At 47.5% G+C, this 13,445-nt stretch carries 10 protein-coding genes; 3 read left to right on the top strand and 7 right to left on the bottom strand.

The window, feature by feature from the left end:
- Positions 1 to 50: 50 nt before the first annotated feature.
- From rodA to purD, 6 genes are all read right to left on the bottom strand, one after another.
- On the bottom strand, positions 51 to 1,337 hold the full coding sequence (gene rodA / locus BMW79_RS06345) for a rod shape-determining protein RodA (RefSeq protein WP_089892039.1): 1,287 nt from the start codon (positions 1,335 to 1,337) through the stop codon (positions 51 to 53).
- Between the two features lie 30 nt (positions 1,338 to 1,367).
- On the bottom strand, positions 1,368 to 3,305 hold the full coding sequence (gene mrdA, locus BMW79_RS06340) for a penicillin-binding protein 2 (protein ID WP_089892036.1): 1,938 nt from the start codon (positions 3,303 to 3,305) through the stop codon (positions 1,368 to 1,370).
- Between the two features lie 52 nt (positions 3,306 to 3,357).
- Positions 3,358 to 3,867 carry a rod shape-determining protein MreD gene (gene mreD, locus BMW79_RS06335; protein ID WP_089892033.1) on the bottom strand — a complete coding sequence of 170 codons (510 nt, stop codon included), beginning with the start codon at positions 3,865 to 3,867 and terminating at the stop codon, positions 3,358 to 3,360.
- Complete coding sequence (gene mreC, locus BMW79_RS06330; RefSeq protein ID WP_089892030.1) at positions 3,864 to 4,751, bottom strand: rod shape-determining protein MreC; 888 nt, start codon at positions 4,749 to 4,751, stop codon at positions 3,864 to 3,866. Before mreC ends, mreD begins: the two co-directional genes overlap by 4 nt.
- Before the next feature lie 100 nt (positions 4,752 to 4,851).
- Entirely contained in the window at positions 4,852 to 5,874 is a 1,023-nt protein-coding gene (locus tag BMW79_RS06325; protein ID WP_089892027.1) for a rod shape-determining protein, read from the bottom strand.
- 317 nt (positions 5,875 to 6,191) lie between these two features.
- Positions 6,192 to 7,469: a phosphoribosylamine--glycine ligase gene (gene purD, locus BMW79_RS06320; protein ID WP_089892024.1), complete on the bottom strand. Its 1,278-nt coding sequence runs from the start codon at positions 7,467 to 7,469 to the stop codon at positions 6,192 to 6,194.
- 170 nt (positions 7,470 to 7,639) lie between these two features.
- On the opposite strand from purD, the gene BMW79_RS06315 reads away from it, so the two are divergent.
- From BMW79_RS06315 to BMW79_RS06305, 3 genes are all read left to right on the top strand, one after another.
- Positions 7,640 to 9,346 carry a peptide MFS transporter gene (locus tag BMW79_RS06315; RefSeq protein ID WP_218150284.1) on the top strand — a complete coding sequence of 569 codons (1,707 nt, stop codon included), beginning with the start codon at positions 7,640 to 7,642 and terminating at the stop codon, positions 9,344 to 9,346.
- 106 nt (positions 9,347 to 9,452) lie between these two features.
- Complete coding sequence (locus BMW79_RS06310) at positions 9,453 to 11,498, top strand: OPT family oligopeptide transporter (RefSeq protein ID WP_089892021.1); 2,046 nt, start codon at positions 9,453 to 9,455, stop codon at positions 11,496 to 11,498.
- A 128-nt stretch (positions 11,499 to 11,626) separates the two neighbouring features.
- Positions 11,627 to 12,139, top strand: a complete 513-nt coding sequence (locus tag BMW79_RS06305) for a hypothetical protein (protein ID WP_089892018.1) — start codon at positions 11,627 to 11,629, stop codon at positions 12,137 to 12,139.
- Between the two features lie 90 nt (positions 12,140 to 12,229).
- Here the strand turns inward: BMW79_RS06305 and BMW79_RS06300 are convergent, their stop codons facing one another.
- A complete protein-coding gene (locus BMW79_RS06300; RefSeq protein WP_089892015.1) occupies positions 12,230 to 13,435 on the bottom strand; it encodes a DUF1501 domain-containing protein in 1,206 nt (401 codons plus the stop codon).
- Positions 13,436 to 13,445 lie beyond the last annotated feature (10 nt).

Genomic DNA, 13,445 nt, shown 5'->3' with positions numbered 1-13,445 from the left:
AGGAATTACCCGCTGCATTTTTATAAAAAGTTATATTCATACGCTGAAAGCTATCTCAACACCATCTGCCGGTCGGCATCCAGTCGTAGCAGAATAAATATCAGCATGGTAAACGTCATCAGGGAAGATCCGCCGTAACTCACCAGTGGCAAAGGAATCCCGATTACCGGGGCCAACCCGATGGTCATGGAGATATTAATTGCCAGGTGGAAAAAGATGATACTCGCGACCCCATAGGCATAGACTCGCGTAAAGGTCGATCGCTGTCGCTCGGCCACAAAAATAATCCGGAAGAGCAGGGCCACATATATGCCAAGGAAGATCACACTGCCGAAGAAGCCAAAGTCTTCGCCCACGGTACAAAAGATAAAGTCCGTACTCTGTTCCGGTACAAAATCATAACGGGTCTGGGTGCCTTTCAGGTAACCTTTTCCCCAGAAGCCACCAGAGCCGATGGCAATCATACTCTGTCGGGTATTGTATGTGGCTTTGGGATCGTTTTCCTTACCCAGCATTACTTCAATACGACGCACCTGGTAGTCTTTCAACACCTTTGTAAATACAAACGGTACCACGAACATCACAAACAGACCGCAGAAGGCATACACCCCCAGTATCAGTGCGAGTTTCGATCGCTTTCGTTTGATTTCGCGCCGCATAAAGTAAATTACCAGCGCGGTGATGACCGTAAATATCGTAAAGAGTATCGTTCGATCCACCAACAGGGCCGACAATACCAGCACAATACCGGAGAACGCAATCACCAGCAGTACGCCGGGTAAGCCCTCGCGGTACATGACCAGGAAGAAGGAAAAATATACCAGTGCCAATCCTGTTTCATCCTGCAAAATGATGATACCCGCAGGTATCAGCGCCAATGCAGCTGCAATCAGTCTCGATCGTAGTTTTGTAAAATCTGTTTCCTGCGACGACAGGTATTTGGCCAGCGCCAGGTTAGTGCATAGTTTCGTTAATTCTGCCGGCTGAAACTGGAAACCGCCGACAACCAGCCACGAGTGCGACCCTTTTACATCTTTACCAATACCCAGTACCAATAATAACAGCAGCAACCCTCCGGCATACATCAGGTTAGCCGTAGCCGTGAAGAACTTACTATCCGTGAGCCATATGACCGATGCCAGCACAATGGATACCCCAAACCAGATTAACTGTCTTGAATAGTTTTTACTCGGGTGTAAAATATCCTGCCACACGTTGTCATCACCCCGGTATTCCGCAGCAAAAATAGACATGATACCTATGATCACCAACGCCATATACAGGCCAACTATTGGCCAGTCAATCCCTTGTGTCAGTTTGGCTTGTGAACGGTTCATTATTGATTAATCGGTTTATTCGATGATTGGTTAAGGCTTTTTCTTTTTGATCACCGCATTGTTATTCAATGAATCCAGATGCGATTTGGCCAACATAGCTGCGTCTATTGTAACTGTTTCCATCACTGTTTTCAACAGTGGCTGACGCTTCGTGGAAATACTGTCTTTCAGGTATTTCTCCATCATCAAACTGGCAATAGGTGCTGCATACTTTGCACCGAAACCGGAGTTTTCCACAATCACGGCAATGGCGATACGTGCTTTTTCTGCAGGCGCAAAGGCCACAAACACCGCGTGGTTCTTCAGTTTGGTTCTTACGCCATTTACAATACCATAGTTTTCTGCAGTACCGGTTTTACCACCAATGGTAATCCCTTCAATCTGGGCCACGCGGCCGGTACCACTTTCCACCACATCTGTCATACCGTGAATTACCGCGCTGTAGGCTGTATCAGAGATATGTGCCACATCGTGTCTCACTTTGTATTTATCCAGCAGGTGGGTATTATCATTATCGATGCTTGCTACGAAGTGAGGGATGTAGTAAGAACCACGGTTAGCCACAATACACATGGCATTCGCCATTTGCAGCGGAGTTAACAGCAACTCTCCCTGTCCGATCCCCAGAAACACCGATGTACAGGAATTCCAGCTACCCTTGTAACGGGCATCATAATATTTTTTATCCGGCACCAGCCCACGGCCTTCGCTCGGAATATCGATCCCTACTTTATGGCCGAAACCAAAGTTGTTCATATAATCGGCCCACTTCTGCATACCGCCTACCCGTATACCGCCAAATTTACCCGCATCCACACTCAGGCGGTATACGTGCGAGAAATAGGAGTTACAGGAATGCGATAGGGCCAGTCGCAGGTTAGCGGCGTGTCCCGCATCATGGTGCTCACACTTGATAGGGCGTGTACAACCATAATAGGCGCCACCGCAGGGGTAACCAAAGCTCGGTGTAATCACTCCTTCATCCAGCCCAACCAGTGCAATCATCGGCTTAAATGTGGAGCCCGGAGGGTACGTTGCCTGGATGGCACGATTAAACAGCGGTTTGGTGGTATCTGTATATAGCTTACTGAAGTTCGCACTGCGATAAGGACCGGTCAGCAGGTTCGGATCGAAACTGGGACCACTCACCATCGCCAGGATACCGCCCGTTTGCGGATCAATGGCCACAATACTGCCCGATTTTCCTTTCATCAGCTTTTCACCCAGTACCTGTAATTCAATGTCGAGTGATAAACGAAGATTTTTTCCGGCTACTGCGGCGCTGTCAAATTCACCGTTTTCGTAAGCGCCCTGGGGCCGGTTCAGATTATCCTTAATCAGGTATTGTATCCCTCTTTGCCCCATCAGCACCGGCTCGTAAGTCTTTTCAAGACCGGTGAACCCGAGATAATCGCCAGAGTTGTAGGAGGCGTAAGTGCCGGTATCCTTCAACATGGCCGGGGAAATTTCTGCGATATAACCGAGGATGTTTGCTGCTGCCGAGTAAGGGTAGGACCGGATCTGCCGGGGTACCAGTTCAAACCCGGGCTGAAACAGGTACATGCTCTCCTGCAACTGGCCGAATACTTCGGGCGCCAGCAGGGGAGCAAAAACAGATTGTCGTACCCGTCCATTTTTTACGATAGCGGTGATGATCCGTTTTCTAAATTCTTCTTTATCTATTTTTAAGATATTACAGAGATAGGCAGTATCAATACTTTTAACGCTGGCAGGCGTTACCACCAGGTCATACAATACATCATTACCAAGAATACTGCGGTTCTGCCGGTCGTAAATGATCCCGCGACTCGGGTAAATCACCTTACGTAACACGGCATTGGCATCCGCCAGCTTGGCGTATTTCTTTTCCACGATCTGCAGAAAGAATAACCTGGTGATGATCAGTACTACCATCCCAAGTATAATCATCTGTATTACTCTCTTCCTGGGCTGATTGAATACTGACATGCTATTAAGGACGGAATTATTTTAAGTTACAAACCTACGTAAAAAGCATAAACTATTTCTTCGAGAAGAACAGCAATTCATACAGCACAATCAGGAAAAGACTGGCCAGTGTTGAAAAGATAATCTTCATCCCCAGGTATAACGGATTGCCCATTCCAAATACTTCCAGTGTAAAGAAAAGCGCATGGTGCAGGAATACCAGGATAGCGGCATAGATGAGAAATTGGGACACACCCATACTGGTCATCGAGGGCGTTTTCTGGGTAGTTTCAAAACCTCCCTGTGGCGATAGGATATTGATAATAAACGGACGCAGATAAGCGATAAATACGCAGGCCGCAGCGTGCATACCTGGTGTATTCATAAACATATCCAGTGAAAGCCCCATCAGCAAACCCATGAGCATCAGCACCGGGCGTGGCAGATTAAAAGGCAGCGCCAGAATAAACAGCATATAAAGATAGGGGCTCACGAGCTGGTGCAGCAATATTTCATTGAGCACAAACACCTGTATCAGCAGCAGGAGCACAAAGCGGATTATATTTCTTAACAGTATACTCATTTAATCAACTTATACGTTGAATCTTCCAATCGTTGTTGTTCTTCTTTCAACAGGTTTTCTATCACGTACACATATTGCAGGTTAAAGAAATTGGTGGCCAATTTCAACCGGATAGTAAACGAGGTGCTGGCTTTATCTCCAACGGCAATGCTTTCTACATAACCAATGGGAATATTTTCAGGGAACAGGGCCGAGAAACCACTGGTAACTACGGTATCTCCCTTATGTATCTTGGCGCTTTTGGGCACATCTTTCAGCAGGGCAAAACCGGCATCTTCGCCATCCCAGTGAACAGAACCCATTTCCTTACCCTGTCCCAGGCGGGCACTGATGGATACGGAGTTGGATTTGGACAGCATAGACAGAACCACTGCATAGTTATCGCTCACGCTTCTTACCACGCCCACCACACCACTGCTGCTGATCACACCCATGTTAGGACGGATCCCCTGCAGGGCGCCACGGTGAATAGTAATGTAGTTAACAGGCTTATTGATAGAGTTATTGATCACTTTGGCGGAGAAGTACTCATAACGGCGGATCTGGGTACCAATGACCCGGTGTGCGGTATCATCGCTGTACTGGCGTACGGTATCCACTTTGATGCCGTTGGTGGTAAGCATGCTGTCGTAGCTGGTACGCAGCATGTTGTGCAGGCGCATATTTTCATTCACCAGGCTGTCGTTGGTCGACTTCAGGTGAAAGTAGTACTGTACGTTATTATACTTGTCATATAATTTTCCGCTGACATCGTTGGCGGAACTGAGATAGGCGGCACGCTGAAAGTTGTTATGCTGGAACACCAATACCATACAAATCACTTCCAGCAGCAGAAATAAGAAGAAGTTAAAATATCGCCTAAAGAAAATGATTAGATTTCGCACAAGCGCGCACTATTTTAGGATTTGGTTATCCGGATATATTGCTACTTATCAAGATGAGCGCACCTTTCTGCGTAACAACATATCCGGATCACAAATAGTTTTATTGCATCAGGAACGGATACTTACCGACATGCTTTAAGGCAATACCGGTACCTCTCACTACCGCGCGTAACGGATCGTCCGCAACATGCACCGGCAGTTTGATTTTTTGGGTAAGACGTTTATCCAGTCCGCGCAGCAATGCACCGCCGCCGGTCAGGTATAAACCTCTGCGATAAATATCTGATGCCAGCTCCGGAGGCGTTGTTTCCAGCGCTTTCAGGATGGCTTCTTCGATCTTAAAGATAGATTTGTCAAGGGCTTCCGCAATTTCCTGGTAGGATACCATGATTTGTTTGGGGATACCGGTTGCCAGATCTCGTCCGTTAACAGGAATATCATCTGGTGGGTTGTCCAGTTCTTTCAGGGCCGATCCGATATGGATCTTAATCTGTTCTGCCGTTCTTTCACCGATCAGCAAACTATGATAGCGACGCAGGGCTTCCATGATATCAGCGGTGAATTCATCACCCGCGATACGGATACTCTGGTCGCACACAATACCTGCCAGTGCAATTACGGAGATACCGGTGGTACCACCGCCTATGTCAATGATCATGTTACCTACCGGCTCTTCCACATCGATACCAATACCGAGTGCAGCTGCCATAGGTTCGTGAATCAGATATACCTCCTTGGCACCTGCCTGCTCTGCAGAGTCACGTACAGCTCTCTTTTCCACTTCCGTGATACTGGAAGGAATGCAGATAACCATCCGCCAGCTTGGAGCAAACAAAGGCTTTTTGGGGTAAATCATTTTTATGAGCTCCCTGATCATTCCTTCAGCGGCATTAAAGTCCGCTATCACGCCATCTTTCAGGGGACGTATAGTACGAAGATATTCGTGTGTTTTTTCGTGCATCATCATGGCCTTTTTTCCAACTGCCACAATTTTGCCACTAGCCCGTTCTATCGCTACAATGGAAGGCTCGTCCACTACCACCTGGTCATTATGAATTATCAGCGTGTTCGCTGTACCAAGATCAATCGCGATTTCCTGCGTTAAAAAATTAAAAAATCCCATTGTTGATACGGTCAAAAATTAGAATGCAAAAATGAATAATTCCAACGAATATACGATGCAAAAAATGGATATTCTTGCAATAATACAGCTAAATATTAAAAAAAGTTATTTGTTGTGCAAACGGCATAGTAACTGCTCTCTTTACGCTCCGACCAGATGAACGGGATAACCCCGTTTTAATTGTTCCTACTGCCTAAAATTACGCCTTTACAAGTCCCGCTTTTCAATTGTCCTGTACCAGTCCTCCCTACTGTGGATATTCGCCGGCAGCCTGTTTGCCGCTACCGGCACTCCGGCCGGCAGCAGCAAACAGACGCTTAAATAAATTCGTATCCGATATCACGACGGTATACCTTGCCGTCAAATGCAATCTGCTCCGCTGTTTGCACAGAATGAGCCAATGCCATAGACAGGTCTGCTGCCAGTGATGTAATGGCCAGTACCCGGCCTCCGTTAGTCAGCACCTCGTCGCCTTCCTGCCGGGTACCGGCGTGAAATACGATCTGGTCGCGGGTGGGAGCGGGAATTCCTTTGATTACTTTATTCTTTTCATATGCTTCCGGATAGCCTCCGGATACCAGCATCACTGTTGACGCAGCACGCTCGTCAGCATAAATGGTTTGTTCACTGAGCTTGCCGCTAACCGTTGCCTGGAACAGTTCTAACACATCATTTTTCAAACGGGGCATCACTACTTCCGTTTCCGGATCGCCCATACGACAGTTATATTCAATCACAAAAGGCGAACCTTCTACATTAATCAGGCCAAAAAAGACAAAGCCATAATACACAATGCCTTCCTTAGAAAGCCCTGCTATCGTAGGCTTGATCACCTCTTCCTCTACTTTCTGCATAAAAGCAGCATCCGCAAACGGCACCGGAGACACTGCCCCCATACCACCCGTATTCAGCCCCAGATCGCCTTCTCCAATACGTTTATAATCCTTTGCTTCAGGTAATATCTTATAGGTATGGCCATCTGTAATAGCAAACACCGACAGTTCAATACCTGTCAGGAATTGCTCTACTACCACGGTTTTGCTGGCATCACCGAACTTGGCCGACTTAATCATCTGCTCAAATTCTTCCGCTGCTTCCTCATAGGTCGCGGCAATCACTACCCCTTTACCAGCGGCCAATCCATCCGCTTTTAATACAATTGGTAAGGAGTGCTGCTGAAGATAAGCCAGGCCCTCTTCATAATTCTGCGCACTAAATTCCCGGTAAGCCGCCGTCGGGATATGGTGCCTTTCCATAAACAGTTTGCCATACGCCTTACTGCCTTCCAGCTGAGCGCCTTCTTTCGAAGGTCCCAGTACCGGGATATGCTTAATCGCGGCATCCTGCTGAAAGAAATCATAGATTCCATTCACCAGCGCTTCTTCTGAACCAGGTAATACAAGGTCGATCGCATTCTCCAGGCAAAAAGTCTTTATTTTCTCAAATTCACTCACGCCCATATTAACGTTCGTGCCGCATTGGGCGGTACCGGCATTTCCCGGCGCTATAAACAGCTGACCGCAAAGGGTGCTTTGTGACATTTTAAGGGCCAGTGCGTGTTCCCGGCCACCACTTCCAAGTAATAGTATGTTCATATGAATTGCCTAATAAATGCGGATGCGAAAGAAAGTGCAAAGAAAGATCAAAAAACCGCAAAAAATGAGCATTTATACCATTTTTTTACGCGAATTAGCGATTTTATTTAACTTGCCACATTTAAAGGTTTACAAAATCTGAAACAACTATTGCTAAAACTAACCAATTTATGATGCAAACTGCTGTTGCACAAGAGTCCCCTATTGCCTCGGAGAAAGGCCACCCTAAGGGCCTCTCAGTATTATTTGCCACTGAAATGTGGGAAAGGTTTAACTTTTATGGCATGCGGGCGTTACTCACGCTCTTTATGGTAAATGCGCTGGCTTTTTCTGAAGCAGACTCCTCTATCATCTACGGCGGCTTTCTTGGCCTTTGCTACCTTACTCCCATGCTCGGCGGCTACCTGTCCGACAGGTATCTGGGTAACAGGAACTGTATTATATTAGGTGGTTTTATAATGGGTATAGGACAACTGCTCATGGTATTGAGCGCCACTCTCTATGCCACAAACGTTGAAACAGCCAAAATGATCGTATGGCTGGCCCTGTTCGTCATTATCATCGGCAACGGTTTCTTCAAACCAAATATCTCTTCCATGGTAGGCCAGCTGTATCCTAAAAACGACGGCCGCCTGGATTCTGCTTTCACTATCTTTTACATGGGTATCAACACCGGCGCCTTCCTCGGAATGCTCATCTGCCCGATCCTCGGCGATGTAAAAGTAGATGGCGTAAGAATGGTAAGCGCTTTCAAATGGGGCTTCCTCGCTGCAGGTATCGCCATGTTCCTCGGTACTGTACTCTTCTTCTTCCTGAAAGATAAATATGTAGTAAAACCAAACGGTGAAGCCATTGGCGCCAAACCGGACTTCAATAAACCTGCTGCCGTAACCGGCGAAGCAGATAAAGCCAAGTTCACCACCACCGCAATTGTTGGCGTACTGGTATTAATGGTAGTTCTGTTCTTCGGTATCCATTACGTTTCTATCGACGCCAATCCCATCAAATCATGGGTGTATCCTTTTATATATGCTGCCGGTATTAGTCTGGCTGTCCTGATCCTTACCGATAAATCTATTACCAAGGTTGAAAAACAGCGGATCACGGTGATCTACTTTGTAGCGTTTTTCGTGATCTTCTTCTGGGCTTGCTTCGAACAGGCCGGTTCCTCCCTTACCTTCATAGCTGATTACCAGACAGATCGCCGCCTCTTCGGCTGGGATATGCCTCCTTCTTTCGTACAAAATGCCAACTCTATCTTCATCATCGTATTTGCACTGCCTTTCAGCTTCTTATGGCTGAAATTACAACAGCGCAACATGGAGCCGATCTCCCCGGTAAAACAATCACTGGGACTGGCTTTGCTGGCACTCGGCTTCTTTATCATCGCCATCCAGATGAAAAGCCTCGGACCCAACGAAAAACTGGGCGTAAGCTGGCTGATCCTGATGTACCTGTTACACACCCTCGGCGAACTGTGCTTATCTCCGATAGGCCTTTCCCTGGTGGCTAAACTGGCGCCTCACCGTTTCTCTTCCCTGCTGATGGGCGTATGGTTCCTCGCCAATGCCGCCGGTTATGCACTGGCCGGTACCCTGGGCGCGTTGTTACCTCCAACTTTGGATAAATACAAACTCGCTACAGATAATGGCATCGATCTGAAAGCAGTACTGGACGGTACTATCACCGCTACTGCACAGCAACTCGATAAATTACACGAACTGAAACTGGCTACACATTACCCTACTTTTGCAGGCTTTACGATTCACAACCTCTATGAATTCTTCATGGTGTTTGTAATCCTGCCAGGTTCCGCAGCCGTACTGCTGTTCCTGTCTACCAGCTTCCTGAAAAAATGGATGCACGGAGTAAGGTAAGTCGCCCATAATATAAAAAGGAAAGGAGGAAAGCTGATAACTTTCCTCCTTTCCTTTTTAAAAAGTATTTTCACCACATCAACCTGTTTAATCCATAAACAATCTTATGTCTGACAAGAATTTCAAACCTTTTGTACCACCCGGCGTACAGATGAAAGAGTTCACCCTCAAATCCATCTTACTCGGCTGTCTCTTCGGCATCATCTTCGGCGCTGCTACCGTATACCTGGCGCTGAAAGCGGGTCTTACCGTTTCTGCCTCTATCCCGATCGCTGTTATCGCGATTACCTTAGGAAGAAAATTCTTCAACACCACCATCCTGGAAAACAATATCATCCAAACCACCGGATCTGCCGGAGAATCTATTGCGGCAGGTGTAGTGTTTACCCTGCCAGGCTTCTTATTCTTAAGTGACGGCGGTGGCGCACAGTTCTTTAATTACTTCACCATCCTGATCCTTGCCATCTTCGGGGGTATCCTCGGTACCCTGATGATGATCCCGTTAAGAAAATCATTGATCGTAAAAGAACATAACACCCTCCCTTACCCGGAAGGTACCGCCTGTGGCGATGTACTGATAGCGGGAGAGAAAGGAGGTGACTTTGCTAAAACTGCTTTCTACGGACTGGGCTTTGCTTTTGCTTATGCCATCCTGCAAAAGATCCTGCACGTCATTGCCGAAACACCGGAATACATGACGAAACAGGCCAGCAAATTCTTTCCCTCCGCTAAAATCAGCGGCGATATCACACCAGAGTATATGGGTGTGGGTTATATCATAGGTCCCCGCATTGCAGGTGTACTTGTGGCTGGCGGCGTGCTCTCATGGCTGGCGCTCATTCCCTTGCTCGCCTCCCTGCTGCCGGCAGATATGATCGCCACCCAACTGGTGAAGATCGGCTACCTCGCTAACTTACAGACCCCGGGTGGTCAGGGCGACTGGAACCCGCTGACACATACATTTTCAGACTATTCAGCTGCGGTATATTATGCCTACGTAAGACAAATAGGCGCAGGCGCCGTTGCTGCAGGCGGTTTCATCACCCTGCTCAAAACCATTCCTACTATCATCTCCTCCTTCAAAGGAAGCCTCGGGGCTATCAAAGATGGCGCTGATAAAACCGGTAAAGGCAGCGTTCCAAGAACAGAAAAAGACCTGAGCCTCAAAGTAGTAGCCTTTGGCAGTATTGCACTGATCCTGCTCATGGCTTTCCTGCCGCAGCTTCCGGGCGATTCCATCGGCAAAAAATTACTCGTAGGTTTACTGGTGGTCGTATTCGGCGCCTTCTTCGTTACCGTTTCCAGTCGGATCGTTGGATTGATCGGCTCTTCCAACAACCCGATCTCAGGTATGACCATCGCTACCCTGATGGGTACCTGCCTGGTATTCATCGCCGTAGGCTGGACCGGTAAATTATATGAACCTATGGCACTGGTAGTAGGTGGTATGATCTGTATCGCTGCAGCGAATGCAGGCGGTACTTCCCAGGATCTTAAATCGGGTTACATTGTGGGCGCCACCCCCATGTACCAGCAAATCGCATTGTTCATCGGCGCCATTGTATCTTCAGTGGTGATCGGCTTAACAGTGAAGTTCCTGGATAAGCCTACGGCAGATATGATTGCGCACGGTGTCACCGAACACGCCATCGGAAGCGCGTATTACCCTGCCCCGCAAGGCACGCTCATGGCTACACTGGCCAAAGGTATCCTGTCGTTTAACCTCGACTGGCAATTTGTGCTGGTAGGTGTTTTCCTCTCTGTTACGATGGAACTCTGTGGTGTAAACTCCCTCTCTTTCGCAGTAGGAGCTTATCTTCCTTTATCCACTACACTCCCGATCTTCGCCGGTGGTGCTATCCGTGGTATAGTAGATTACAAACAGAAGAAGAGCAATAAAAAAGTAACACCGGAGGAAGAAGAACTGGGTAAAGGCAACCTGTTTGCCACAGGCCTCGTGGCAGGTGGAGCAGTAGCTGGCGTTATCATCGCTATCCTGGCCGGTTTCGACTGGTCCGCCGAAATACTCGCCAAACTCAATAACCAGGCAATGCTCACAAATCTCCTGGGCCAAAGCGGGTATTATATAATAGGATGCGCCTTTTTTGCGTTTATGGGCTGGTACCTTTACCGCACCGCTCGAAAAGCATAGATCATAAACTATTAAAGATCATATCGATGCCGGTAAGCTGGATGTAACAATCCATTACCGGCATCCGTTTTTATTTTTAAATGTTTAATTTAGTCGCGGATTAATTAAAACTGATTATAATATAACCTATGCGCATATTAGTCACCGCTATGCTCAGCGCCATTGTTTTTCTGGGCATATCCTGTGGAAAGGATAAGGATAACAACGATAGCCGTAACCGCAGATTTGTATCAATGAAACTGGATAACCGGGTGTATCTCGCAGAAAATCCCCAGGGCGTGCTGACACTCCCTAACCTCAGCGATGAAAATCCGGATAATGATTATCCTACGATGAAAATCACTGCTACCACCTACAACGGGGATGCGCTTACTTTTACCCTCGCAGCACCATTGGCATTTACACCTGGTGTTTACCCTGCTACAAAAAAGGGAAATGGCATGGTGGTACTGCTGAGCAGCAGCTATTATTCCACGCTCACTTCCGTAGGAAGCACTGATTTTGCCATCACCATCACCAGCCTGGATAATACTTATGTGGAAGGAACCTTTTCCGGTACCCTCACTGATGCAACCGGCGTTGGCGGTCCACGCGTCGTGAAAGACGGAGCGTTCAGGGCGATCATCACTACCCAGAAATAAATAGTAAAGGGGAAGGCTTTCACCTTCCCCTTTACCTCCAACAAACGATAGATGCGGGTATTTTACATCCCCGTTCAACACATCATCCCATCATATAAAAGACAGGTGCGGATAAGTATTCTTCAGCACCGCTTTATCATCCGCTCCCAACCAGCCGGATAACAGGGTGGCATACACGCTTTTAAAGTCAATTTTATATTGCAGGTCCCCATCCTGCAGATTAAACAGATCCGGTCCTTCATTGATCAACCCCGGCTGCTTTAATCCGCCCCCCACCAGGAACATATTATTGGCCGTCCCATGGTCTGTACCACCGCTGGCATTCTGACTTACCCTTCTCCCAAATTCAGAAAAAGTCATCACCACCACATCCTCAAAACGGTGATTGGATTTCAGGTCGTCTGTAAACACCGTCAACGCATCACTCAGCTGCCCGAATAACTTCGCCTGCTGATCCTGCTGGTTTACATGCGTATCAAAACTGCCATGCGATACATAATATACCTTGGTATTAATATCCGACATCACCAGGTTCGCAATGGTCCGCAGGTTCTTCCCTAACTCCGTATTGGGATACGGCGCAGAAGATTTATACGTTTTAAACTGCTGCTGGATATACGAAGCAGAAGAAATCGTTTCACCCATGGTCTTGTACAGGTAATCTACATTACTATGCGAATGATCCCCGTTACCATGCTGGTCCAGCAATTCCTTGAAATATTTATCATTGCTGGTGCCGTAAAGCCGCGTCGGATCTGTAAGCGCCAGTCCTTTATCACTATCACCTTTTAAGGCGAGGCTCAAAGTATCATCAATCTCAAGCGCCTGTGTAGGCTTATCGCATCCCTTGCATTGTGCATCCAGGTAACGGCCTATCCAGCCATCAGACCAGTATTCATCTGACTTGCTCGCAGAATGCCAGATATCCATAGACCGGAAATGCGAACGATCCGGGTTTGGATACCCTACATTATTCAATATGCCCAATGATCCATCATCGTACAACGACTTTAACCCCTTCAGTGCCGGGTGAATACCCAGGTCGTCGGTCAGCGATAAAGCCGCTTCCCGCTTGATTCCCAATGCCGGCCGCGCTTTATAATAAATATCGTTCCGGTAAGGGATAATGGTATTCAACCCGTCGTTGCCGCCGGACAATTGAATGATCACCAGTATTTTATTGCCGGGGGGAACGAGCGTCCCCCTTTCCAGTGCTTTCAGAAATTTGGGCATCATTACCGCCGCAGAAGCCAGCGAACCTACCTGTAAAAAACGGCGCCTGTTAAGTATCAGCATACAAACTAGC

The organism is Chitinophaga arvensicola, from assembly GCF_900110835.1.
Lineage (GTDB): Bacteria > Bacteroidota > Bacteroidia > Chitinophagales > Chitinophagaceae > Chitinophaga > Chitinophaga arvensicola.
This window is presented reverse-complemented; position numbering and strand designations above follow the sequence as displayed.